At 51.8% G+C, this 24362-nt stretch carries 20 protein-coding genes and 1 pseudogene; 4 read left to right on the top strand and 17 right to left on the bottom strand.

Annotation, left to right across the window (positions count from 1 at the left end; all coding sequences use genetic code 11):
- Positions 1–14: 14 nt before the first annotated feature.
- The 4 genes from SPL01S_RS20555 to seqA all read right to left on the bottom strand — a co-directional run bounded on the left by SPL01S_RS20555 (position 15) and on the right by seqA (position 3412).
- Positions 15–314 carry a DUF3861 domain-containing protein gene (locus SPL01S_RS20555; RefSeq protein WP_013811905.1) on the bottom strand — a complete coding sequence of 100 codons (300 nt, stop codon included), beginning with the start codon at positions 312–314 and terminating at the stop codon, positions 15–17.
- Positions 314–964 (bottom strand): PadR family transcriptional regulator, encoded by a 651-nt coding sequence (locus SPL01S_RS20560; protein ID WP_062869930.1) that lies wholly within the window; start codon positions 962–964, stop codon positions 314–316. Before SPL01S_RS20560 ends, SPL01S_RS20555 begins: the two co-directional genes overlap by 1 nt.
- Positions 965–1151: 187 nt before the next feature.
- Complete coding sequence (pgm, locus tag SPL01S_RS20565) at positions 1152–2795, bottom strand: phosphoglucomutase (alpha-D-glucose-1,6-bisphosphate-dependent) (RefSeq protein WP_006319960.1); 1644 nt, start codon at positions 2793–2795, stop codon at positions 1152–1154.
- A gap of 77 nt (positions 2796–2872) precedes the next feature.
- Positions 2873–3412, bottom strand: coding sequence for a replication initiation negative regulator SeqA (gene seqA, locus SPL01S_RS20570; RefSeq protein WP_013811904.1), 540 nt, complete (start codon positions 3410–3412; stop codon positions 2873–2875).
- A gap of 287 nt (positions 3413–3699) precedes the next feature.
- Here seqA and ybfF point away from each other — a divergent pair, with 287 nt between their 5' ends.
- The 4 genes from ybfF (at position 3700) to fur (ending at position 6555) form a co-directional block, all read left to right on the top strand.
- The gene (gene ybfF, locus SPL01S_RS20575) at positions 3700–4473 is read left to right on the top strand and encodes an esterase (protein WP_081113175.1); all 774 of its coding nucleotides are present in this window, start codon (positions 3700–3702) and stop codon (positions 4471–4473) included.
- Between the two features lie 256 nt (positions 4474–4729).
- Positions 4730–5017: a LexA regulated protein gene (gene ybfE, locus SPL01S_RS20580; RefSeq protein ID WP_004949692.1), complete on the top strand. Its 288-nt coding sequence runs from the start codon at positions 4730–4732 to the stop codon at positions 5015–5017.
- Between the two features lie 229 nt (positions 5018–5246).
- Positions 5247–5786: a flavodoxin FldA gene (fldA, locus tag SPL01S_RS20585; RefSeq protein ID WP_004949690.1), complete on the top strand. Its 540-nt coding sequence runs from the start codon at positions 5247–5249 to the stop codon at positions 5784–5786.
- A 322-nt stretch (positions 5787–6108) separates the two neighbouring features.
- Positions 6109–6555, top strand: coding sequence for a ferric iron uptake transcriptional regulator (fur, locus tag SPL01S_RS20590; RefSeq protein WP_004949689.1), 447 nt, complete (start codon positions 6109–6111; stop codon positions 6553–6555).
- Between the two features lie 57 nt (positions 6556–6612).
- Here the strand turns inward: fur and SPL01S_RS24850 are convergent.
- The 13 genes and pseudogenes from SPL01S_RS24850 to chiP form a co-directional block, all read right to left on the bottom strand.
- A pseudogene (locus tag SPL01S_RS24850) lies at positions 6613–6797 on the bottom strand (IS3 family transposase); the annotation flags it as partial.
- Between the two features lie 183 nt (positions 6798–6980).
- Complete coding sequence (locus tag SPL01S_RS20595) at positions 6981–8156, bottom strand: MFS transporter (RefSeq protein WP_063202523.1); 1176 nt, start codon at positions 8154–8156, stop codon at positions 6981–6983.
- Position 8157: 1 nt separating this feature from the next.
- Positions 8158–8898, bottom strand: a complete 741-nt coding sequence (locus SPL01S_RS20600; RefSeq protein WP_063202526.1) for a hypothetical protein — start codon at positions 8896–8898, stop codon at positions 8158–8160.
- 14 nt (positions 8899–8912) lie between these two features.
- Positions 8913–10508, bottom strand: a complete 1596-nt coding sequence (locus tag SPL01S_RS20605; protein ID WP_063202527.1) for an alpha-amylase family glycosyl hydrolase — start codon at positions 10506–10508, stop codon at positions 8913–8915.
- Positions 10495–11229, bottom strand: a complete 735-nt coding sequence (locus SPL01S_RS20610) for a phosphocholine cytidylyltransferase family protein (RefSeq protein ID WP_063202529.1) — start codon at positions 11227–11229, stop codon at positions 10495–10497. The genes SPL01S_RS20605 and SPL01S_RS20610 overlap by 14 nt, the downstream gene beginning before the upstream one ends.
- Positions 11226–11828, bottom strand: a complete 603-nt coding sequence (locus SPL01S_RS20615) for a gamma-glutamyl-gamma-aminobutyrate hydrolase family protein (protein WP_063202531.1) — start codon at positions 11826–11828, stop codon at positions 11226–11228. Before SPL01S_RS20615 ends, SPL01S_RS20610 begins: the two co-directional genes overlap by 4 nt.
- On the bottom strand, positions 11825–14167 hold the full coding sequence (locus SPL01S_RS20620; RefSeq protein ID WP_081113176.1) for a PEP-utilizing enzyme: 2343 nt from the start codon (positions 14165–14167) through the stop codon (positions 11825–11827). The genes SPL01S_RS20615 and SPL01S_RS20620 overlap by 4 nt, the downstream gene beginning before the upstream one ends.
- 912 nt (positions 14168–15079) lie before the next feature.
- On the bottom strand, positions 15080–17041 hold the full coding sequence (locus SPL01S_RS20625) for a glycosyltransferase (protein WP_063202534.1): 1962 nt from the start codon (positions 17039–17041) through the stop codon (positions 15080–15082).
- A gap of 2 nt (positions 17042–17043) precedes the next feature.
- Complete coding sequence (gene galE, locus SPL01S_RS20630) at positions 17044–18075, bottom strand: UDP-glucose 4-epimerase GalE (RefSeq protein WP_004949685.1); 1032 nt, start codon at positions 18073–18075, stop codon at positions 17044–17046.
- Between the two features lie 48 nt (positions 18076–18123).
- Positions 18124–19278, bottom strand: coding sequence for a sugar efflux transporter (locus tag SPL01S_RS20635; protein ID WP_063202537.1), 1155 nt, complete (start codon positions 19276–19278; stop codon positions 18124–18126).
- A 71-nt stretch (positions 19279–19349) separates the two neighbouring features.
- On the bottom strand, positions 19350–22007 hold the full coding sequence (locus SPL01S_RS20640) for a beta-N-acetylhexosaminidase (protein WP_063202540.1): 2658 nt from the start codon (positions 22005–22007) through the stop codon (positions 19350–19352).
- An 18-nt stretch (positions 22008–22025) separates the two neighbouring features.
- Entirely contained in the window at positions 22026–22352 is a 327-nt protein-coding gene (gene chiQ / locus SPL01S_RS20645) for a ChiQ/YbfN family lipoprotein (protein ID WP_063202542.1), read from the bottom strand.
- A gap of 48 nt (positions 22353–22400) precedes the next feature.
- The gene (chiP, locus tag SPL01S_RS20650) at positions 22401–23804 is read right to left on the bottom strand and encodes a chitoporin ChiP (RefSeq protein WP_006324091.1); all 1404 of its coding nucleotides are present in this window, start codon (positions 23802–23804) and stop codon (positions 22401–22403) included.
- Between the last annotated feature and the right edge of the window lie 558 nt (positions 23805–24362).

Raw genomic sequence — 24362 nt, forward strand, 5'->3', positions numbered from 1 at the left:
CGCATGCGGCTCCCCTACTGTTGTGGGCCCTTCTTCAACCCCACCATGAACTCCTTGAACGCCTCGCGCAGCGGTGCGAACACCGGATGCTTGCGGTTCTCGATCATCACCTCCGAAAACAGCTTCAGGCCGACGGCGAAGGCCGCACTTTTATCTTCGCCAAAATTCAGATCTTCACGCGATTTGATTCGCTCGACGATGCCGAGAATATCGTCGTGATTTTCCACTTCAAAACTCAACGGCGCTTTATCGACCGGATCGCCTTTGCGATCGTTCAGGGCTTCAACGGTGATACGGAAACGGTGGCCTGGCATCAGTCGTTCTCCTGCGTTGTCGTGTTAATGTTCATTTCGCTTTCGATCGCCGTTACTGCAGTGAGCAACGCCTGGTTGATACGTTCAACCTGCTGCGGCGAGAGATCGGCGCGCATTACGTTGCCGCGCAGCAAACTGCGCAGACGGTTCATGGCTTCTGAGATACCTTCCGCCAGGTTACCGTGATGATGATGACTGCGGCCGGCCCCGGCCAAACGGGCAAGGATCAGATCAACGGCGGCCTGGTGTTTTTGCAGTTCGCTCTGGCCCAACGCGGTGATTTGGTAGCTTTTGCGGCCGTTACCGGTGGTGATCGGCTCGAGGAAGTCCTGCTCTTCCAACAGCGTCAGGGTCGGATAAATAACGCCTGGACTTGGCACGTACAACCCGGAGGAAGCCTCGTCGATCGCCTTGATCAGCTCATAGCCGTGGCTCGGCTTGCGCGCCACCAGCGCCAGCAACACCAACCGCAAATCACCATGTTCAAACATACGGTGACGCCCACCACGGCCGCCGCGCCCACCACGTCCATGTTCTTCGCCGTGCTCGCCGCCAAAGTGGTGGCGCCCGCCGCGACGACGATATTCGTGCCCTTCTTCGCCGTCATGGTGGCAACCGTGCCGGCGGTGTAAACCTAATCGATGGAACATAGGGTTTTACCTCTCAATGAATAGTCAGTTGACGAGGTGATTTAGATATATCTAACTCACTTCGATATAGCTAATCTAGATCGATATATCGAAATGTGCAACGGGTCTTTGTAAATAGATATATCTAAATTGCAGGCATAAAAAAAGCGCTGTAAAAACAGCGCTTTTCATCAGGAAAAAGAAGAGATTATTTGGCGGAGGCCAACACTTCGCTGACGATCTCTACCGCTTCATGCTCGATCTTTTCGCGGTGCTCGGCACCCAGGAAGCTTTCGCAATAGATTTTGTAGGCTTCTTCGGTACCTGAAGGACGTGCGGCAAACCAGCCGTTGTCGGTCATCACTTTCAGGCCGCCGATGGAGGCGCCGTTGCCCGGAGCCGCCGTCAGACGAGCGGTGATCGGGTCACCCGCTAACGTGTTGGCCTTGACCATTTCCGGCGACAGCTTGGCCAATGCGGCTTTCTGCGCATGGGTAGCCGGTGCCTGAATACGGTTATAGCTCGGTGCACCGAAACGCTTGGCCAGATCTTCGTAATGATTCTGTGGGTTTTCGCCAGTCACTGCGGTGATTTCCGCCGCCAGCAGGCACATGATGATGCCGTCTTTGTCGGTCGACCACGGGGTGCCATTGAAACGCAGGAACGAAGCCCCGGCGCTCTCTTCGCCGCCAAAACCGAAGCTGCCGTCGAACAGACCGTCAACAAACCATTTGAAACCGACCGGCACTTCCACCAGTTTGCGGCCCAGATCGGCCACTACGCGGTCAATCATCGCGCTGGAAACCAGCGTTTTACCCACGGCCACATCCGCGCCCCACTGCGGGCGATGCTGGAACAGGTAGTTGATGGCAACGGCCAGATAGTGGTTTGGGTTCATCAGGCCTTTAGGCGTGACGATGCCGTGGCGATCGTAGTCCGGGTCATTGGCGAACGCCAGATCGAACTTGTCGCGCAACGCCAGCAGGCCGGCCATCGCAGATTCCGACGAGCAGTCCATGCGGATAATGCCGTCGTGGTCCAGGTGCATAAAGCGGAAGGTCTGATCGATAGAGTCGTTGACCAACGTCAGATCCAGCTTGTAGTGCTCGGCAATGCGCTGCCAGTAGGCAATGCCGGAGCCGCCCAGCGGATCAACCCCCAATTTCAGGCCGGCACGCTGAATGGCGGGCATGTCAACCACGTCCACCAGCCCTTCCACATAAGGTTGTACCAAATCCTGCGCGTGCAGATGACCGCTGTTCCAGGCTTTGTCCAGCGACTGGCGCTGAACGCCTTTCAGCTGTTGCGCCAGCAGCTCGTTGGCGCGTTTTTCAATCACCGAGGTCAGGTTGGTGTCGGCCGGGCCGCCGTTGGTCGGATTATACTTGATGCCGCCGTCTTCAGGCGGGTTGTGCGAAGGGGTAATGACGATGCCGTCGGCCTGCGCCCCGCCGTTGCGGTTGTGGCACAAAATGGCATGAGATACCGCAGGGGTTGGCGTAAAGCCGTTATTTTCCTGCACGATCACATCTACGCCGTTGGCGGTCAGGACTTCCAGCACAGAAATGAAAGCCGGCTCCGACAGCGCATGGGTGTCTTTACCGACGTAACAAGGGCCGGTAACCCCTTGCTGGCGACGCACTTCGGCAATCGCCTGGGCGATAGCGAGGATATGGGCTTCATTGAAGCTGTGGCGCAGGGCGCTGCCGCGATGCCCTGAAGTACCGAATTTCACCGCGTGTGCGGCGTTGCCCGCTTCCGGCTGCAGTACATAGTACTGCGACGTCAGCTGGGCCACGTTGATCAAATCGCTTTGCTGAGCCGGCTGCCCGGCACGTGGGTTATTCGCCATCGACATATCTCCCTATTCCCTGTCCGGCAACCGGGCAATATGTCGCTCACGGCCACCATGACGGGCTGTTCGCTAAATTAGATAGTGCCGCAAACTTTATCTGTCAGTTCCGCAGGGAACTGCATAGCCTGCATGATGTGTTCAACCATGCTGCGTTTACGACCGGTGTTGGTATTGGTGATCACCCAGTAAGGCGTCCCCGGAACGTGCTTTGGCTTGGTATGCGTTCCGTTCGCCAGCAGGGTTTGTTGATCGCCGGCAAAATAGGTGCGGGTACGACCATGCAATGCATCGGTAGCTGCGGCAAAGCCCGCCGCATCGAGGGTATACAGGGTCGAAAGAACCAGCATGAAACGATTCACAGCTCTGCTCTGCTCGGCATATTCGTCCGACAGCAGCAGCTCGCGTACCGCGCGCACACGATCGCGAGGACGCTGCGCGGCGACGACTTTTTCCTGCTCGGCGCTCTGAGCACTGGCGGCAGGCACGGCGCGCAATGGCTGGCCTGCGGTAAACTTCAACATACGGCGCAAAATATCGGACGCGCTCTCACCAATATGTTGCGTGTGGCTGGCAATATAACGGTAAAGCTCTTCGTCGACTTCAATAGTTTTCATCTTTATCCAGTACTGTTTTTTTCTACTTAGAACCTGAAGCCAGATCCTGCATTCAAGCCATGGGATTATAAGGTTAAAAGCGCAAGGGCGAACACAACTATGTGCCTGCGGGCGGAAAAAGCAGACTAATACCTATAGCCGGCGCTGCCAAGCCCGAAACAAGAAAAATCCGAGTTATTATACCCTATGGATTTCAAGTTTCCGCCAACAAGGCTGAAGCTTGAAAGGCGACGGGTATATTCGTCGTGTGTTTTAATCATGATACCCTAATCTGAATCTCTCTCAGTATGAACTTCGCCATGAAATTACATTATCAACTGCTGGCCACCGACTCCGCCGCCCTGCCGGTCGTGCTGATCCACGGGCTGTTCGGCAATCTGGACAACCTGGGCGTGCTGGCGCGCGATCTGAATCAACAGCACAGCGTGATTAAAGTCGATCTGCGTAACCACGGCCTTTCGCCTCGTTCTGCGGTCATGACCTATCCGGAAATGGCGCAGGACCTGCTGGCGCTGCTCGATGAGTTGCAGTTGGAGAAGGCGATTGTGATCGGCCACTCTATGGGCGGCAAAGCGGCAATGGCGCTGACGGCGATCGCCCCAGAACGGGTTGAAAAGCTCATTGTTATCGACGTGGCGCCAGTGGATTACCGCACTCGTCGCCACGACGAGATTTTCGCCGCCTTAAAAGCGGTGAGTGCGGCCGGCATCACCCAACGCCAGCAGGCCGCGGAGTTGATGCGCAGCTACCTGCAAGAAGAAGGCGTGATCCAGTTCCTGTTGAAATCCTTTCATCAGGGCGAGTGGCGCTTTAATCTGCCGGTACTGATAGACCAATACGAAAACGTCACCGGCTGGCAGGACGTCCCCGCATGGCCGCACCCGACGCTGTTTATCCGCGGCGGCCTGTCGCCCTATGTGCAGGACAGCTACCGCGAAGATATCGCGCGTCAGTTCCCGCAGGCGCGAGCGCATGTGGTTGCCGGCACAGGCCACTGGGTTCACGCGGAAAAACCGGAGGCGGTACTGCGCGCCATCCACCGTTTTCTCGACGAAGCCTGAATAAAAACCACCCTCTGGCGAAAAAACGCGCTAAAGATAACGGCTTAGCGCGTTTTCGGCTCAGTTAAACATTGTCGTTGCTCTATCTGCTGGGGTAATATGGCGCGCTATAATTTTGCCGCCCTGCTCAGCGTGTTCAGTAACGCCAGGCTGGGGGTAAATTTGGGTTAGGGTTTATTGGCCCGAAGTGTGTTAACCGAACCGTCCGGAAGCGTATACGCTTTTTGATGCAAACTCCCTTGCAGTACCGCTACCTATGGCAAAAGAACAAACGGATCGCACGACGCTGGATCTGTTCGCAGATGAACGCCGTCCGGGGCGCCCGAAAACCAACCCGCTATCCCGAGATGAACAGCTTAGAATCAATAAGCGTAATCAGCTTCGACGCGATAAAGTCCGTGGCTTACGGCGTGTGGAACTGAAAATCAACGCGGATGCGGTGGACGCCCTGAACAAACTGGCGGAACAGCGCAATATCAGCCGCAGCGAGCTTATTGAGCAAATGCTGCTGGCACAACTGGCGGATGAACAGCCGGAACATTGATCTTTGCAGCCGCACATGCGGCGCGGTGTTATGGATGACACCGATCAACACCGTTTTATTCCTCCCGGCATCGCATAAACGCGATAAAACCCCGGGGTAAATCTCTGGCATGATACGCACTTACCGGTAAGAGGCAGATTCTTGCCATGTCATCATTTTAATCGGTGTTATCGCGTTCAACGCTAACATCGTGCAATGCAATTAATTGAATTTAAAGGTTATACGCGATATGGCTAATGTAGGCATTTTCTTTGGCAGCGACACTGGCAATACCGAAAACATTGCCAAGATGATCCAGAAAATTCTTCAGCAGCAGTTTGGCAAAGAGGTGTCGGAAATCCGCGACATCGCCAAAAGCAGCAAAGAGGATCTGGAAGCTTTCGACATTCTGCTGTTGGGTATTCCTACCTGGTACTACGGCGAAGCCCAGTGCGATTGGGATGACTTCTTCCCGACGCTGGAAGAAATCGATTTCAACGGCAAGCTGGTTGCGCTGTTCGGCTGTGGCGATCAGGAAGACTATGCGGAATATTTCTGTGATGCGATGGGCACCATCCGCGACATCATCGAGCCACGCGGCGCCGCGATTGTAGGCCACTGGCCGACCAAGGGTTACCACTTCGAAGCATCGAAAGGTTTGGCGGATGACAATTTCTTCATCGGCCTGGCGATTGACGAAGATCGTCAACCGGAATTGACCAACGAACGCGTCGCAGCCTGGGTGAAGCAGATCAGCGAAGAACTGAGCCTGGCCGATATCGTCGGCTAACCCTCAAAGGTTGAACAAAAGCCCTGCAAAGTGCATAGTGTTGCCAGCAGGGCCGTTCATCGGCAGCACGGATTTCTGCAATAGAAGCTACATGTTTGTAACTTCCCACATCGTCAAGGTAGACTGAGATATCGGTTTATCCCATCCATCAAGACGTTGCGTGTGTAACATGCAATTGTGCCATGATATCTTTGTTAACAACCGGCGGTTTCCATTTAGGGCAACCGGTTCTATAATGACACGCAATTAACTCTTTGTGCCGACCGATGCCACAGGCAAGAATGCCTCAACTTGATTAGCATAGTAACAGGACTGAATCCGCATGACTGACAACAACACCGCATTGAAGAAGGCCGGCCTAAAAGTCACGCTTCCGCGACTCAAAATCCTGGAAGTACTGCAAAATCCGGAATGCCATCACGTCAGTGCGGAAGATTTGTACAAAAAACTGATCGACATGGGCGAAGAAATTGGCCTGGCGACGGTTTACCGCGTACTGAACCAGTTTGATGATGCCGGGATTGTGACCCGTCACAACTTCGAAGGCGGCAAGTCCGTGTTCGAATTGACCCAACAGCATCACCACGATCACCTGATTTGCCTGGATTGCGGCAAAGTGATCGAATTCAGCGATGAGTCTATCGAAGTGCGTCAGCGTGATATCGCCAAGCAGCACGGCATCAAGCTCACCAACCATAGCCTCTACCTGTATGGTCACTGTGAAATCGGTGATTGCCGTGAAGACGACACCTTGCACGACAAAAAATAATGCCCTGACCGGCATTGAGGACTGGAGTACCCCCATCTCCGCAGACAGTTTTTGTCCTCACAGTGAGGCCTTTTCGAAGGCCTCCGGACTGACGCCACCGAGATGGCTGTGGCGTCAGTCCGGTTGTAGAACACGTCAATGTCATCAAAGATATCCGCCCGGGCTATGTCCCGGGTTTTGTATATCCACTTTCTGATGCGCTATTTTTTCAGTGAACTGAAGAACGATTCTGCCACATCATTGACGCTCCTATGTCAACGGCCGCAGTTTGACACGTCCCAAATCAGTTAAAGTTCTCGGACGAAATCGTGGTATACCCATAGACTCCTCCTATTATCAAAATATAGGCCAGACTTGTCTACGGGCTCGGGGGCACTCCAATCCGGCCAGACCAAAGGGGCACTGGCAGAAATAATTACAGCCTTTTAAGGTAATTGACGGGTAATTTTTCTCTTTGGCATCAGGGGGGTTCTTATGAACGGATGGATAGCCAGACTAAGGATAGACAGCAGGCACAGTACGCTCATGATGAAAAAGGGATCAACTTCTGAGAAGTTACGGACAATGGGTATCAGCGCCATCCCGCCCCCTAAAGATATACATGATGTTATGAAAGCGAAGTCAACCTGAGCCCTTCGCTGACTTGATTCAGGTATGTGAGACGCAATCAGCTTCATTGACGTTGCATACACCAGCGCGAAGGAAAAAGCATGGCCTATTTGCAATATAAAGTTCATTCCAAAAGAAAGGCTGTAGGTGAAAAAATACCATCTGGCCGCGGAAAATAATGCGCAGATCAGAAAGATACCGGAGGGAGCAATGCCTTTTGTCAACAGGCTGAAATACCGAAAGGCAAGCACTTCAAAGATGACACCTGTCGCCCAGAGCACGCCGGTGTAATAAGGCGCAATACCCGACTCAACCCAGTGCAACACTCCAAAGGCATAATAGTAAGCGTTTGACGCGAAGATAAAAAAAGCCGGGATAAGATAGAGCATCAACCTAGCGGATGATACGGACGCTTCCTTTACTTTACTGGCCTGCAAACCTGTCTCGTTACGAGCCCACAGGCTCAACGTCAGAAAAATGAAAGCCAGAGAGAAAGGCAGAATGAACGTAAATTCGCTTTCAGAAAGAAAAAGCCCCATGAATACATTACAGACAAGGTATGCGGCCGAACCATATGCGCGCAGACTGCCGTATAACTCCGGCCGTGTCCGGGTTGCAGAAATGCCCTGCTGCTCGACAAGAGGCATTAGGCTATAAATCAGTCCGCTACCCAAAATCAGCAATATCGCCGTAGATAAATGATTATGCCGGAGGAAAGGCACAGCTGTAAAAACCAGTACGATGATGAACGAGGTTATTTTTATCGAAGCCCCAATACTGGCAAACATAGACAATACATTTCCCGTCAGAAGAGTCAGAAAAGCTCTCGAAAACATGCACGCAGACATGATATATGCCACTTCTTGTACGTTGTAGCCGTTCGCTGCTATCCATGCCGGCAGGAACGGCATCAGGATGCCACTTGAGCTATAAAAGAGCATTAATGAAAAGCGCGCGCTGCAGACAACATTATCAGGCTGAAAAAACCTCATATCATGCAGGCTTGCTAATTTTTTGTATTATTTTTCCGCTCAACACTAAATCATCATGCGTTGAGATTAGCCACAACTCGCTGAGTTCCTCTTCCCAGAGCGTTTCATGTCGGAAGCGCTCAAGGATAGCAGCCAGCTCTTGCGTCTCCTGCGGGTCAAGGTGGTCTATAAGGTTATAGTACCCAACGAGAAAAAATTGCGTTTGCTTCAGTCCAAGCAGTGACTGGATCTCACCGAAAATATGCCCCCCTGCACTGGTCTGAGGATAAACCTTGAAATACAGTCTTCCCGTATTGACCGGCCCCATGAAAAGTCCGCCAAGCCTGTATTTCTTGGCTGGAGCAGTAGCTATAAACGACCGAAGGGCGTTCGTAATATATTCGCTACTGGTATGCCCTAACCCGCTACTGATCGTTGCATGCAGCAGGCTTTTACGCCTTTCCAGGAGATCCCAGGCTACTTTTCCGGAAAAAGATGCGGCCCGCAGAGCTTCATCTATTGCGGCAAACGTGGCCGTCTGACGCAAACGTTCATCACTGATAGGCAATACCAGAGAATGGCGCACGGTAGCATAATTTCCTGCACGGTAGTCCTCTTCGGCCGCTATAACGTCTGGGTGCGAGGGGTTGATCAGGGGAAGGTGAGCACGCCGATAGTTGGTGTCCAGAGTAAGCTTTTCCCCGGCAGAAAAAGTGCGCTGGGCATTACCGTACTCCAGTGAGTTATCGTTGGTAAACAGCATATTACATTCCTTTTTTAGCGGGCTAGTAACCATAAAAAGCTCAATGGCTTTACAGTAACCCTGTTCGTTACGCCTGCTGGAATCATCAGATCCTCTACAGGCTCGGGCATGTCCAGGTCAGCTGACTTTTGTGACGACAGGTTAATCACGGTATAAACCGTTCGGTTCTCTTTTTTCCGGGCGTAACACAAAACGTTCTCAGATTCATAAATCACTTCAACCGTTGCGTCAGCTTGAAAAGAAAATTCGGTTTTACGAAACGCGATCAAATCCAGACACGTTTCTAACAAGCATCGGTCTTCGGCTGAAATACCATTGACGTCTTCAAAGACATATCTGTTTGTGGTTCGGAGACTATCTTCAGCAGTACGCACCAGGTAAGGCGCGTCGAGGAGTGTATTCAGATAAAACATCGGGATCCCGGGACAAGAAGCCGTGACGGCTACGCCAAGCACAATTAATTTACGCCGGGTCGTCCGCTCGTCAGCGTAAAGAGCATGCACGGGACCTGCTATTTCATAAACATCGCCGGTATCAGCATTTTTGTACACGGGATGGTTTCCACGCCGGATGGCAAGGCTGACCAACTGTGCCAATTCATCAGGTGTAAGGATCGGCTGCTGGGGTCGAAGATAGAGCCCGTCATGCGTGGAAATGAACGTGATGTACTCATACGCACCCCGTTCACCACTGACCCTGCTGAGCCAGCGGGCCAGTGCCCGAGTCGTTCGGGTCGCCAGGGTATGTGTCAGCGAAGGGGCAAAATCATATCGGTAACAGTAGTCTACATGAGTATTTATTGATTCTGCACCGTATGAAAAATCTGTTTCTGCAATCAATCCTGGATGAAACGCATTGTTATCCAACATCGCTTTAATCAGGCGGATAATCTGTCCCGCTTCGGGAAGATTGGCGCAGCTGGAACCTACCCTTTTCCAGATAAATGCAACAGCGTCTAGACGCAGTAATTTGATCCTGCTGGACAACAGAAATGCTGCCAGCTCAGCTATCTCAAGAACCACTTTCACCGACTGGTAATTAAGGTCAATCTGGCTTTGGGCATACGTTGTCCAGACTTTTATCTCCCCCACCGCCGTTGGATAAGAGCTAAGAACCGGTGATTTTCGCGGGCGGGCAAGCAACGTTAAGTCGTATTTATCTCCGTCAGTAATAAAGTAGTCCTGATAATGCGCCTCACCTGCCTGAAAAGCCTCGAACCATGGATGCCTGTTGGAAACATGATTCAGCACCAGGTCACACATGAGGTCAAAACGTTGACCAATGGTTTCTATATCAGCCCAGCAGCCCAGCGAGGCCCGGATTTTCCTGTAGTCTGATATCTCAAACCCGCCGTCACCGGTTGACTGGAAAAACGGCAGAATGTGCAGGCAACTGAAGCTACGGGTAAATGACTCATCCAGGAAATTATTCAGAACCTGCAGGGAAGGAATACCGGCTGACCTGACGTGATCCGGATAAACGCACAAGATGCTCGACAGTGGCTTGCTGATATTAGTCTTATCAGGTGAGACGTCCGGACTCCACGTAACGAGTGAATCAATGTCCTGCGGATTGTCATACAGCAAGGCCGCGATTTCAGCGAGACGCATTATTCTGCCTGCTGTTATACAAATCTAAATCTGATGGCGTATCAACTTCTCCCCACTCCCCCCGGCAGGCCAGCGTGTTGATAACTGCACCGTGATCCAGTGCAGCCGAAAGAATACTCGTTATATCAATAGTTTCAGCGATAATTCCGGAGCTCTGTGACAGCGCCTTTAGCTCTTCCCATCCCTTCGGGGTGAACTTCATCAGGCCCATATACTGTCCCTGTACATCCTGAGCAGAAACGACCTTACCTCCGATATCCTGCAGAATTCCCTCCGGCGATACTCGGAAACTTTCAGCATCCGTTAGCGGGTTCTCTGAACGGGCGCTCCATAAATCAAGCCAGTCAGGATCAAAACAGACAACAATGTCGCCGGCGGACTCCAGAAGCTCATTTATCAACGCCTGCGGATAGAAAATATCGCCATAGCTGACGATCGTTTCAACTGAAGATAACCATCTGTCCGCTTTCATCAGAGAGTGAAAAATTCCTGTTATGTTCCATTCGCTATTGATAAAAACGGGTATGCCCCGGGCACTTATAGCTTCTTTTTTGTAGCCAACGACGGCTGCAATCGAGTAAATACCCATTTCTTCGAAATTACTCAGTTGCCGGTCAAGCAGTGTTTCTCCATGGATCCGCATCATGCACTTCGGGACACTGTCCGTCAGATGTGCGAGTCGACTCCCTCTACCTGCTGCAATAATTACGGCGCTGGTCATAGTTCCCCCGAAAAAAAATCACGGATTATCTGCACATCCCTTTCTTTAAATTCCGGTTCACGTTCCGGATGCCACATTATCCCCATGCGTTTCTGTCCTCTGAAAGTTGCGGCTTCAATGATTCCATCCGGTGCCCGTGCCAGTACGCTGACGTGTGCGTTTTCAGCTACGCAGGCATAGTCATGATATGAGTTAACATGTCCAGTGATGGTGCCTTCAATAGAGTGTCCGGCACCTACGTGTCCGGTCACCCTGTGAAGATCCAGCCCGGCAGCTGCCAGCATGACCTGAAAACCTCTGCACACTCCCAGTACCGGACGATGGTGCTGCGAAGCCCAGAGCAAGATGCCTTCCTCCATCTGGTCACGCCTGGTTCTCGTCCCCGTGCAGGCGGAAATGTCCCCACCACCACTGAGGATAAACCCGTCAGGTGAAATCCGGTCAAGGAGTGCGTTGCAAAGTGCAGGTTCATTGGGAAGAATAACTGGCATCATATTGATATTTTTTATAAAAAAAATAAGCCTCGTATCTAGGGCATCCATTTTCTCATCGTTGCGCGGGCCGTTTATTTCACGCGATGTTATTGCAATCAGCTTCATGAAATTATCTTTACGGTATGGCTGTCACAGTCGATGCGAAGGCTGTGGGACGCTACCCATCTTTCAAATGCAGCCTCACCCGCACCAATTACCGCCGGAATCCCCAGCTCTGCCGCCCGAATGGCCATATGAGAATTGGCTCCGCCATAGGCAGTAAAGAAGCCTTTTATGTTGTGTGTGAAGATCCAGTCGTAGCCGGGGTCCGCCTGCTCAATGCCGACTATTTTATTCTCAAGATCGTAGCTACTGGCGGACACGACGTCCCCTTCTACCACGCCGGTGAATATAAAATTAGGCACCGATGCAGTGATGACATGTGAATACGCTTCGCAGCTCTCTTTTATCAACGGAGGCAGCATCATGTGCTGGGTTTCCATAAAGTCTTGCCTGTTTTTTTTGATTAAGTCCGTAATTTCTCTGTTTAAGGGCAGCCCAGAGTTTATGGCATTTAATATGCAGGTAATATCGGCATGACTGATCTCCTCCACGGATATACCTTCAGCATTACCCGTCTTTTCCAGTAACTGAAGCGAATCAGATACGGATTTCGTGAAGATAAACTTTGCATACTCTCTGCCTTCGATTGCTTTCCTGGCAAACAGGAAGAAATCGGTACAGCTTATATTTATATCATTTCCGCAGAACAATTCCGTTATCGTCGCCTGCGTCTCAGCATCCAGGATGAATTTCTGTTCACCTGACAGAGCCGCTTTATGAGTATTACTGAGATAACGGTTTTCGTCTTCGTCATAACGGGCTATTCGGATATCATAGGTTCCGGGCCGGAGGTGCCCGTAAAGCTCAATAAATTTTTTCCGTGTCAACGACTCATAATCACTCAGCATTCTGCTGCTGATGGTCGAGATGCTTGCAAAAAAAGCATCGTGTTGGTGCTTGGAAAGAAACCCCGCAGAATATAGTGCTTTTATTATATCAACACTGATAAAGGCCAGTCGGGCTAACGTTGAAAAAGCATAAGTTCCATACTCTTTGCAGTTGGTCAGCATCCAATACAGCCGTGATCTATCGTCAATACTACTGTTATTGAGTTCAGCCGTTCTGGTTTCTAATTTTTCTATTTTTTTATACTCTCTGGAAAGTATCTTTTTATTGGACTCTAATATTTTTTTCGTCAGTAGGTTGAGGCTGGATAGTATTTTTTTCTTTTCATTCGGAGATAAATCAGCGGCTATTTCATTAATTCGTTTTTCCGCTAATGGTGTCCAACAGCTTACGGCCACGTTGAATTCAATCTTGTCATGATACTGAGGATTTTTACTAAGATACAGTAACTGGCTCTCAATGAATTTCTCTGCTATTCCGTCAGGTACAGCAGAGGGAATCAGCGAATTTAAGCTCAGGCGTACATCAACATATGGCATGCCTTTGAGCATAACCAGCAGCGGAGAGTTGCTGACGTCACGGTATCCAAATTTTTTCCGTGTTTTTGCCCAGACCGCGTTGGTGATGAGATACCGGTAAAGCGATGAAGACAGGCTACGGGGATGGGTTCCGATGATTTCTGCAGGATTCCAGTCAGGCATATTTCCCAGCATCCCTTTCTTACCCAGTACATAAGGGCTTGGCGCGATGGCCGATTCAATAAGATCGGCCGTCGAATGCAGATAAGCCTCTGTGGGTGTGTCTGAACTCTTTACCGGGCATAACAACGCCCTGACCTGAAGAATTTTCGCCGTGCCGTGTGACACTGCGAACTCTATATCGAGAGGCATGTCACCGGTCAGTGCCTCGATTTCCTTTATGGCCTCAAATAAATCTCCCAGGCTGTCTGGGATCGCGCCGCTGAATCCTTTTTTTAGAATAAAGGTCATCACCCTGCCGTTTTTTCCGGAAGTGACCGTATCAGTTCCTCCACCTTCCTCAAATTCGGTTACATAATATGCTGCGCCGGTTTTGGGAGCACGGGTGAAAACGACACCTGCAGCAGTACTGTCAGCTATGAAGCGCTGGATGAAAACTTCATTCCCCGGATTAATTTCCTCGTAAGAAGAGAAAACGGCATCAACAGTGAAGGAAATTCTTACAGGATCATTAGCAACAACTTCACTCAGATAGGCCCCTGCCTTTGAGAAACCTTTGGTATCTTCATCCACTGCACTGGACCGCACAATAACGTTCGTTTCACGGCCAAAGATTGAGGACACTTCCTGCAAGATTAAATCTTTTCCTGATTTCCATTCATCATAGGTGACGGCGAGTAAATCTGGAATCCGGTCTTTTTTTAGTTTACCCATTAAATATTTCAGCATTCCTGCTTTTGTCTGTGCCATAACCGGCTCGCAAACAGATGACATCACTTCTCCAGATACATTAATCATTCTTATGTGTACATTAATTCAAAATAACACTTTGTCACGTTAAGTTTTTGTTTCATTTTTTTTACCGTCATTATCGAGGCCGTTTATTTCTGAATAAGCACCCTGTTAAATGGGATTTTTCTTGGTCGTAATTCATTGCCGTGATATTTTTTAGAAATTAGTTCAATTAGTCTCTTGACATTGTATTTTACAGTGAATAATAATTCATAATAATAATGAAATTAACTTTTACAGTAGGAGGTTACTTTACCTAGCAGAAGAGAAATATGCGGAAAAAATTAACTCACTGTTACTGTAAATTGTCCTGACCGTTAATCAGCCATACGCTGAACTGAGGTACGTTAATCATTTTACAGGTAAGAGATCCATCGCAGTTTTCGCACGGTCGGCATAATAAAAAAATTTTCTGCTCAAGAGACTCTGGCTTTATAATTAATTTTGTCCACTTTACCATAACCTTAAGCCTAATATATTAAAAGGTACTTTCATTCAGAATAAACAGGCCAGGCTTTCGCCCTTCATTATACGCCAGGCTGGCGTTTTTCCAGCTCCGGTATCTAGGCAGAATATTAATGAATAGTGAAAGGATAAAATACAGGGGGTTATCATCCGGCACTCTATCCTTGTCTGATTTATCCGTGCTATTTAATGCTCGGAGGGTTTATACATAAATTTATGTTCCACGATGACGGTATGCGTAACTGAACAGGGTGCAGGTCAGGGGTTCGCTTCATTAACGGCGTTTTTTTATCCCTCCAGGTAAGGGACAAAAAAATCCCCGGACAGGCCCGGGGAAAATCACATCAGAAAGACAACAATTGCAGCGGCACTTCTCCACGGTACTTCTCTCACTTCCCACTGACGCTCACGTCACCGTCAACTCACCCGCCGACACGCGGATGGGCAAACTCGTCACAATGCATATTCAAGAAAAAGCAGCCGATCGAAGAAAATCGGCCAGGCATAGTCGAAAACGCCGCGAACGCGAAACCCTTTGTTCAGGTAGATTTGGCAGGCATCGCTGCTTTGCCATACGCACAGCACAATATGTTTCGCCCGGCGCTGCTGCGCCTGCTGCTTAATCAGGGCAAACAGGGAGTTAAAATGGCCCTGTCCGCGGAATCGGCTCTCGATGGCCAGGCTGCAGACAAAGTAATCGTCCGCACCGCACTGGCTGTGCACAAAATCGTCGTAGGCCTCATCGAGCGGCTTTATTTCATCGCGATATAGATAGCTCGCCTCAACGCCGTATAACTCGTCGAGACTCGCCGCAGTGAAAAATCCGATAAACGCCCCGCACCGATCGTAAGCCAGGGTAATCAGGTCCAGATAGGGGTCGATATTTTGCGCCTGCTGCAGCGACACCAGATCCATCCCGGCCGGGTTGCCGGCAGAGCAGTATTCCAGGTAGCTGGTGGCAAAAAGCAGCTTCGCCATGCGGATCCTGTCCGCTTCGCCAGCCTGCCGCCCCGGCAGAAAATGTAACCCACCCTGCGCTTGCGGCAATGCCGCATCGCCCGCTCCGACGGTTAACCGCCAGTAATTGCCTTCGTCGATCTGCCGCCGGTTATCAGCTATCAAATACTCGCCAAAAAGCTGGTTCACCCGATCCAGCGCGCGGTCATGGGACAGCACCGAATAGTAATGGTAGTGATCGATATCGGACCTTATCTGCGCCGGGTAGGCCATGCGCGGCACTTCATCGACGGTAAATATTTCCGCATGGCGCGCCAGATCCGTCGGTTGCTCAAGCTGCCAATCCACCTGCTCCAGCCGGCTTATACACTGTCGATAGCTGCGCAGTTCCTCCTCCCCGAGCGGCAACGTCTCATTGGTTAGCACATCCTCCAACAGGCGCATGCCGCGGATACCACAGGTCACCGCCTGCGGAACAGCGTCATAATGAACCCCATGATCCTTGCAGAAACTATCGTGGCTAAGGACAGTCCTGCCGATGTGGCGGCACCACAACAGATAAAACGCGTCGAACAGCCTTCTTTCATAAAGAGGGTTTTTATCCGGCACGTCACCGCTTTGCGCCGCATAGATCTGATCCAGACCCGCCAATATTTTGCACAGCGACCTATCGCCGCTGCGGCCAATGATCATCCCGGTTTCATCCAGAAACAAATTCAACCCGCTGACGTGGCTGACCTCGCCATTGGGCAGAAACTGAAGGTAATCCGGCACTTCGGGTTTCAGCAGGAAAAACGTCGCCGAACGGTGCGGAAGAGTGTCGATATCCATATACATTCCGCCCATTTCAATCAGGATCAAAAAGCGAAAGTAGTCAGAAAGCGTGGCGTAATAGCGCTTATCATGAAGTGCGTGGATAAAATCCAGGTTGCCGCCGACCCTTTTTTGCGCCAGTTCGCTCAGCGAATGCACCTGCAACCGGTGGTTGCCGGCATCGAACTCCCCCAGCAGACCGCCTTTCACTTCCGAAGCTGGGGAAAAGTACGCCTCATTTTTGAGTTGCCGCGCATCCCATACCCACAACATCCCGACCCATTCGTCGGCGGTTGTGTTGCGAACAGCCTGCTGCGCATCTCCCCATTGGGAAATAACCTCTCTGGCATCGTCGGGAATCGCACCGCCCAGCCAAATGCGGTGCAGCAATTTTTCCTGCGCGGCCAGCGGACGAGTAGGAACGCAGAACAACGAGGAGCACTGCGCGGCATCGAATAAACGCCCTTGCTCAACCAGCCACGCCCGCAGCTGGCTGACCCCACGCCGGTACTGTTCCAGCAACGCCGGGGAGCGCTGGCGCTGAGATTTCACGAACGCTAACTTCAGGTTATTAATCCAGGCCTCATAGTCGGCACGAAACAGCTCATGCTGCATCAATCCCAAATGCTCGTCATCAAGCTTCATCGTCAGCCTCCCACCAGCGGTGTGCAATGGCCGTATCCCTGTGGATTCTTGCTCTGCCAATGCCAGGCGTCGCGAACCATTTTTTCCAGGCTTCTTTTGGCTTTCCAGCCTAATTTTTCCGCCGCCAGCGTCGGATCAGACCAACACTCGGCAATATCTCCTGCACGGCGCGGGTTAATTTGATAGGCGATTTTAAATCCGCAGGCGCGTTCAAATGCCTGGATAATCTCCAGCACCGAATAGCCTTTGCCGGTGCCCAGGTTATACACGTTAAAACCCGGTCGCAGATTATCCAGCGCTTTCAAGTGCCCTTCGGCCAGATCCATAACGTGAATATAATCACGTACCCCGGTACCATCGCTGGTGGGATAGTCGTTGCCATACACCGGCAACACCGCAAGTTTGCCAATAGCCACCTGTGCCAGATAAGCCAGAAGATTATTGGGAATGCCTGCGGGATCTTCACCGATCAAACCAGACTCGTGCGCCCCGGCCGGGTTAAAATAACGTAGCGCGGTGATCGCCATCTGCGGTGCGGTTCTGGCAAACTCCGCCAAAATCTGTTCCACAATAAACTTGGAGGTGCCATAAGGATTCGTCGTCTGCCCGACGCGGCAACTCTCCGTGAGCGGAGTATATTCCGCCGGCCCGTAAACGGTGGCGGAAGAGCTGAAAATAAATTTCCGAACACCGGCATGGCGCATTCTGTCCAGCACGATCAGCGAGCCGGAAATGTTATTTTGATAATATTTCAGCGGCTCCTCGGTAGATTCTCGAACCGACTTCAACCCGGCGAGATGAATAACCGCCTGAATATCATGCTGGCGAAAGAGGTGATCCAGTAAATGGTGTTCTTGAATATCCCCTTGATAGAAAATCACTTTTTTACCGGTCAGCCTCTCTACCCGAAACAGCGACTCCGGCGAACTGTTGGACAAATTGTCCAACACGACAACCTCCTCTCCCCTTTCCAGCAATGCCAATACCGTATGCGAACCGATATAACCGGCACCGCCCGTCACTAATATAGCCATCATGTATCCTTGTTTGTGTTTAAAAATAAACGACTCACTCAGAAACTACTAAACTTCCCGGACTTTCCCCCCCACGGGCAAAGCAATTAAAAGCAGTACTACGGCTAACAAATAAACGGAGAAGTGCGGCCCATATTCGGTCAGAAAACCTTGTAATATTCCGGCCAGGATCACGCCGGTTGAAATACTGTTGGTAAACAACGTGGTGGCCATTCCTGCACGATCCGGCATCAGATCCTGAAAATACAGCATGCCGACGGTGGCGATAATGCCGATAAATATCGCGTTAAACACCTGTAAAGCCAGTAATCCGCCGGCCGAGGTACACCACAACATGCCGGCGTAAAACACTATGCCGGCCACCATGGCACCCGCCATCATCGGGCGTTTGCCTATTGTGTTCACATAACGCCCGGCCAGAATCATGATCGGGATCTCGACTGCGGCGGCAAGCCCCATGATCCAACCGGTCAGACTATGCGACAAGCCCAGCCCGGCTGTGATATACAGCGGCACGTCGATCAAATACATGGCGCTGCAGGTCCACATCAATACCGAGGCGCAAAACAACAGGCCAACGTCTTTATCGAAGGCCCCTTTTTGCCGCAGCGGCGGATCAATACCGACGCAGCCCTCTTCGGCTAGCACCACCCCGGGCAATATCCGCCAGGCCAGCAGCGTGACCAACAGGAATATCCCAGCGGCAAACATAAACATGGCCGTAAAGCCGTAATTCACCACCAGCATAAAAGCCAATGGCGGACCAAAGACCCAGGCAAGCGAAAGCTGGGCGCGCATCATTGCGCTGAACATCGCCACGTTATGCGACGTTTTCTCTCCATATTCACGCGCCAGGGCAAATAATTGCGGTATCGCCGTATTGGCGATAGCGGTTAACAACACACCTGCCGTAATTAACGTCAAATAATTGCGGTTAAACGCAAACAGCAGGCAGTTGCCCGCAGCCAATAAATAACAGATTAAAATCAGATTGCGCCGATCACGCAGGCGATCTGATTTTTTTGCCAGCAAGAAACTGACCACAATGCCCGTGCCGGCGTTAACCGCGTAAAAAAGCCCGACCCATAACGACGTGACCTGCACTTCAGTAGTAAGAAACAGGCTCAGCGTCGGTATTTGCAGTGCGCCGGCAATACCGGAGCAAAAAGCGACCACCAGAAACGTCAGCCGTATCGAATTCATGATTGATTACCGCCGAACGTTACCGTTGAAAAAAATGGCCCGCCTGCAATCAGACGGGCCACGGTTAAGGCTTACACTTTCTCTGCACGGCTATAACGCTTGCCATCCGGGCTTACCGCCCGAATCTGCACTTCGCCGGCTACCGCAGGTTTGGCTTTGGCGTCATAACGCTGCCACTGTTTGCCGCCATCGATGGAATACTCAATGCCCAGGCCCGGCAGCGAGATATTGGCTTCCAGCTTGCCGCCCACCACACGGGCGCCCGGCACCGGCAAGCGATAGCTCACCCCGCCCTTGTCCAACTTCGCCAACTCGCGCTGCCCCAGGATATTGGCAAAACGCAGCCAGTCCCGATCCAATTGCTTGCCGTCGACAAAATGAGTTTCCCCGCCTTTATACTCACGCCCCGCCCGGTAATCCTGTTCCCAACCGGCACGGTGCCATGCGCGTTCGGCCACCGACAGTGAGCGAGGGAAAATCATATATTCCATTTGTGGATCGGTGCGTTGGGTTTCACTCCACATCTGTGCGGAGATGCCGTAAGCGCCCGGCCACGGCTTGTCGCTCTTGGCGGTAAAGTGATTGCCGTCGCGGTCAACCGAGGTTTCGGCGTTCTGCGGCAGGTTGTTCGGCGCGAAGCTGAACATTTTCCGTTCGTCGCTGAAGCGAGTCCCCCAGTAGTAGCCGCGTTCGTCCGGGTTCACCTCATACGGGAAGTCCATGTAGACGTAATCCGGGTTGGAAAGGATAACTTCGTAACCTTTGTTCGCCCAATCGTTCGCGCTATCGAAACCGCCCCAATACAGGGTATCCCAGAAGTTCACCCCAACGCGTTGGGTAGCGAATGCCTTGGCGTCTTTCGCATCTTTCAGGCCATCCTGCCAGGCCTGCATTCTGTCAATGCCGTGCGCCTTCACCTGTTGGCTGACTTCCAGCCCGAAGTAGCTTGGCAGGTGCTCCATATCGGCCACTTTGCCTTCTTTAATCATCGCTTGGCACACCTGAGATTTCGCCCAAGGTTTGTCTTCCTTGCTCTGATCGATGATACCTTTGCCCGCCTCCGGCTTGGTCAGATTGGTATAGCCCGCGCCCAAGCGAATGTTTTTCGCCTCATCGCCGCCAAAGTGCCAGGTGCGCAGCGGCTGCCCGGCCTCTTTGTGCATCTGGGCAATCTCGCCGATCACCTTGTCGACAAAGCGCTTGGATGAGTCCAGGCACGGATTCAGGTAGCTCTGTCGGTTAAAGTACTGCACCGAAGTGGTGTTCGAGGTATCGGTCGGGTCCACCAGACGGAACTCGTCGGCCTCTTTCTCTTTCCCGGCGGCATGCAGTTTTTTGTAGCGCGCCTCCATCGAAACCACTGCCGCACGGGCATGCGCCGGCATATCGATTTCCGGGATCACCTCAATCTGGCGCGCCTGGGCGTATTTGATAATGTCGATGTAATCCTGGCGCGAGAAGAACCCGCCATACACGTCGGGCCCCTGACCGTATTGCGGCAGCAGACAGGTGGTTTCGCTCAGGTCGTGACAACGTTGTCCCCCTACTTCGGTCAACTCCGGCAGGCCCGGGATCTCGATGCGCCAGCCTTCGTCATCGCTCAGGTGGAAGTGGAATTTATTGAGTTTGTAAGCCGCCATCTGATCGAGCAAACGCAGCACCGCATCCTTCTGGTGGAAGTTGCGCGCGACGTCGAGGAAAATGCCGCGATACTGGAAGCGCGGCGCATCTTTAGCGTCCAGCGTGGCAATATTGGCGCTGCCGTCTGTCGGGACAAGCGACAAAATAGACTGCAGGCCATAGAACACCCCGGCCTGATCGAAGCCGATGACCCGCGCTTCCTTGTTGCCAATCTTCAGCTCATAAGCGCCCGGCACCGCCAGCTCACCTTTAAATTTACCCGGCTGGATATCGGTTTTGATTGGGTAGCCGCCCGCGTTATCGGTCACCCCCAGCAGCGTAAAGCGTTCAGCCGCCGCGTCGGCAGCAGGCTTGCTCAACGCGCTCAGTTCAAGCGCCACGCCTTTGCTCAGATCCACATCCTGCGGGTGCACTTTCACTTCCAGCGGCGTCGGCACGATTTGGCCACGCAGCGACGCTGCCGGTAAGGTTTTCAGTTCGGCGTTTTTAGTGAAGCGAGAGGCCGGCGTCATCAGGATATTGTTGTCATCCTTGGTGCGCTTCCACTGGTCGCCGGTAAAGGGCGCGACGAACTGATTCAGATCTTCGGTATCGGTATTAACCAGAACTTTTGGCTTGGCATCACCGGAGGTCGCGTACCAGCGCGGCACGAAGTCGGTTTTAAACAGCTGCCAGTATTCCGCAATAATCGGAATTTCCACCGCTTTACCGGCCGGGAACCCGGTAAATTTATCGGTCGGTTCCAGTTTGTACAGATCCCCGGTCAAATGAGAGACCCTAAACTGGTCGTTATCCACTCTCATGGTCTGGCGGGCACTGTGAAAATAAATCGCCCAGTCTTGGCCTTTAATGTCCTGATTATCGCTGGTCAGGCTGATCACGACTTTATTGCAGGCCGCCCAGTCGGCCCCCAGCTTGCCACAGTCCAGGCCACTGTCGGCCGCGCGGTTGTCCACCATCTTTAAATTCAGTTTTAACTGGCTCAGTTGATCCACCAGCTGTTGATCGGCCATTGCGTTCCCCACGCCGCCAAACAATCCAACGGTCGCCGTCAGGGCAGCAAGCGCGTTCAATTTAAATTTGTTCATCGTTAACATCATCCTTAATTAATTGTTATTTTCGCGGATCTCTTTCCAAATCTTGCCGCATTTGGCGTCGTAGGCCTGGCCGTTACCGCTGTGGGCTGCCTGAATGCAGCTTTGATAATCCATCACGCGCACCGTTTCCTGCGCGGCAAACTGTTGGTGCTGCTTTTCTTGCCGCAGCACGTTCAGCACCGCCTGGCACGACTGCAGTTTTTCCGGCGAACCTTCCGCAGTGTTAATGCAGGCGCTGTACGCCTGTTTCAATTTGGTATCTTCCGGCGGTGCGGCGGGCTGCACACAGGCATTCAACGTGACCACGGCGGCCAACGTCAGCATCATTTTTTTCATCGTTATATTCCCTTTTAAGCATCCCCGGCGTCACCGCCGGGGAAGGCATCAGAAGATGGTGAATGGCGCGATAACCATGAATTTGACGTCTTTCTCATCCTGGAAGATGTTGCCGTAACCGCCGCTCCAGCTTGGGATATTGGTGTGATTGTCGTACTGGGTGTAATGCAGTTTCAGCAAGGTGCCTTTGGCACGGCCTTCCTGAACGGTGTACATGGCGTCCAGACTCCAGGCGCTCTCTTTCAGGCGCTGGCTCTGATCGTAGATCGGGTTGGTGCTTGGTTTGGCATCCCAGGCATACACGTAAGAACCGCCCACCGCCATGCCCGGAAGATTCCAGTTGCTCAGGTCGTACATCACGCCGGCATAAACGGCTTTCTCGCCGTTGGCGTTGAAGTCGGAGCGGTTATCCCACCACACGTCGAGGCGGCCGTTGGAGGAGGCGTAGGTTGGCGTCATACGCTGCAGGAAGAAGCCCTGATTGCCTTCGGCTTTCACCATGGTGCCTTCCAGCCGCCAGTTGAACTGACCGGTGGTGTAGCCGAAGGTCAACGCCTGCAGCCAGGCCAGGCCATCGTAAATGCTGTTAGCATCGTTTTTGTCGCTGATGCGGTCTTCCGCACCGTAGAACTGGTAGCTGGTGGTTAACGGGTTGCCCAACAGATCGAACTTATAAGACGCCTTGGTGAAATATTGGTTTACATAGCCCTGGGCCTGACCGAACGCCGCTTCCAGCACCAAATCATTTTTGAAGTCGTACTTGGCGCCTAATGAGTGCAGGTAAGACACGCCGGTTTTTTTATCGTTTTGGCGGAAGTCGTCCATCTCGATATGCCATGGCGCCTTGTACTTATTGGTCCACATGTAGGAGAAGCTCAACGCGCCGGCATCGCCGTAGTCAAACTTGGCGCCGGCCTCGGCCCCCTGATAGGTGCCAGGCATAAAACTCCAGTGCGGCGCCAGCAGCGTCTGACCGCTTGGCTGGATATAACCGGCACGCGCCCAAAGCGGGCCGTATTTGAACTTACCGGCCGCTTTATACAAGCTGATGCCGCCTTTGTCGCCGCTGTAATCTTCATCATAGGTACGGTTTTTCGAGGAGAATGCGATTTCGTTCGGGTGGCCACTGGCGCTGGACTCGGCCAGCTCAATGGCGGTGAACGCGCCCACGTCCAGACCGAACATATCCCAGGCATAGCCCGAAGCGAAATCCAGGCTCAGGTTAGCCGTCGAGTGCGACAGGTTGGTGGTGTATTTATTGTAATCGTCACTGGTCGGATTGAGATCTTTACGGTCGCGCTCACGTTGCCAGTAATAAATACCGCCGGTCAGCGTGGAATCATCGACAAACCCTGCGGCTTTCGCCTCAGGGGCCATGGCAAACCCTGTTCCCAACAGCGCACCCGCTATAGCGAGCGCCAGCGTTTTACGCTGAGCACCGTGCGTACCCATAATGAAATTCCTCTTTGACTTAACTTTAAAAGTTGCAGCCGCCCGTGTTCACCACTGCCCTGCACGACTGCCAATAAAAAACCCAATCGGGTAAAAAAATATTGCGGCGGGGTGAAATCCCCACAGCACTTATTGCTACAGACAGACTATTTTTCGCGACGCGAATTATCAAATGAAAAATGAGAGAGATTTGTCAAAGTATGACAAAGAGCACATATCGATGAGATATCGTTACGCCGCTATGCAATGAGGATGTCGAATAAAAAATTCAATAAAATCAGAATAAATACTGATACAAGGTCAATCAGAGACGATTAATGGTTTCAGCTCAATGAAAATCGTCAGCCAGAAAGGAAACTATGAGAGCGCTCTCCAAATGACATTAATTCGCATCACGAATATATAAGATAATATTAACTGAAGGGTGCTTTATATCAAGGAATTGATGATTAATCGCTGTGATGAAAGTTTTAAATCAGATTGATGAAATGAGGCATGATCGGAGGGGAAAAGAGGCAAACACCATAAAAAAAGCGCAACCGAAGTTGCGCTTTCATC

The organism is Serratia plymuthica NBRC 102599 (genome assembly GCF_001590925.1).
GTDB classification, from domain to species: Bacteria; Pseudomonadota; Gammaproteobacteria; order Enterobacterales; family Enterobacteriaceae; genus Serratia; species Serratia plymuthica.

What these genes read in the sequence shown, in the direction of transcription:
- SPL01S_RS20555 (WP_013811905.1), bottom strand. Translation starts at nt 314, where the DNA reads ATGCCAGGCCACCGTTTCCGTATCACCGTTGAAGCCCTGAACGATCGC.
- SPL01S_RS20560 (WP_062869930.1), bottom strand. Translation starts at nt 964, where the DNA reads ATGTTCCATCGATTAGGTTTACACCGCCGGCACGGTTGCCACCATGAC.
- pgm (WP_006319960.1), bottom strand. Translation starts at nt 2,795, where the DNA reads ATGGCGAATAACCCACGTGCCGGGCAGCCGGCTCAGCAAAGCGATTTG.
- seqA (WP_013811904.1), bottom strand. Translation starts at nt 3,412, where the DNA reads ATGAAAACTATTGAAGTCGACGAAGAGCTTTACCGTTATATTGCCAGC.
- ybfF (WP_081113175.1), top strand. Translation starts at nt 3,700, where the DNA reads ATGAACTTCGCCATGAAATTACATTATCAACTGCTGGCCACCGACTCC.
- ybfE (WP_004949692.1), top strand. Translation starts at nt 4,730, where the DNA reads ATGGCAAAAGAACAAACGGATCGCACGACGCTGGATCTGTTCGCAGAT.
- fldA (WP_004949690.1), top strand. Translation starts at nt 5,247, where the DNA reads ATGGCTAATGTAGGCATTTTCTTTGGCAGCGACACTGGCAATACCGAA.
- fur (WP_004949689.1), top strand. Translation starts at nt 6,109, where the DNA reads ATGACTGACAACAACACCGCATTGAAGAAGGCCGGCCTAAAAGTCACG.
- SPL01S_RS20595 (WP_063202523.1), bottom strand. Translation starts at nt 8,156, where the DNA reads ATGAGGTTTTTTCAGCCTGATAATGTTGTCTGCAGCGCGCGCTTTTCA.
- SPL01S_RS20600 (WP_063202526.1), bottom strand. Translation starts at nt 8,898, where the DNA reads ATGCTGTTTACCAACGATAACTCACTGGAGTACGGTAATGCCCAGCGC.
- SPL01S_RS20605 (WP_063202527.1), bottom strand. Translation starts at nt 10,508, where the DNA reads ATGCGTCTCGCTGAAATCGCGGCCTTGCTGTATGACAATCCGCAGGAC.
- SPL01S_RS20610 (WP_063202529.1), bottom strand. Translation starts at nt 11,229, where the DNA reads ATGACCAGCGCCGTAATTATTGCAGCAGGTAGAGGGAGTCGACTCGCA.
- SPL01S_RS20615 (WP_063202531.1), bottom strand. Translation starts at nt 11,828, where the DNA reads ATGAAGCTGATTGCAATAACATCGCGTGAAATAAACGGCCCGCGCAAC.
- SPL01S_RS20620 (WP_081113176.1), bottom strand. Translation starts at nt 14,167, where the DNA reads ATGATTAATGTATCTGGAGAAGTGATGTCATCTGTTTGCGAGCCGGTT.
- SPL01S_RS20625 (WP_063202534.1), bottom strand. Translation starts at nt 17,041, where the DNA reads ATGAAGCTTGATGACGAGCATTTGGGATTGATGCAGCATGAGCTGTTT.
- galE (WP_004949685.1), bottom strand. Translation starts at nt 18,075, where the DNA reads ATGGCTATATTAGTGACGGGCGGTGCCGGTTATATCGGTTCGCATACG.
- SPL01S_RS20635 (WP_063202537.1), bottom strand. Translation starts at nt 19,278, where the DNA reads ATGAATTCGATACGGCTGACGTTTCTGGTGGTCGCTTTTTGCTCCGGT.
- SPL01S_RS20640 (WP_063202540.1), bottom strand. Translation starts at nt 22,007, where the DNA reads ATGAACAAATTTAAATTGAACGCGCTTGCTGCCCTGACGGCGACCGTT.
- chiQ (WP_063202542.1), bottom strand. Translation starts at nt 22,352, where the DNA reads ATGAAAAAAATGATGCTGACGTTGGCCGCCGTGGTCACGTTGAATGCC.
- chiP (WP_006324091.1), bottom strand. Translation starts at nt 23,804, where the DNA reads ATGGGTACGCACGGTGCTCAGCGTAAAACGCTGGCGCTCGCTATAGCG.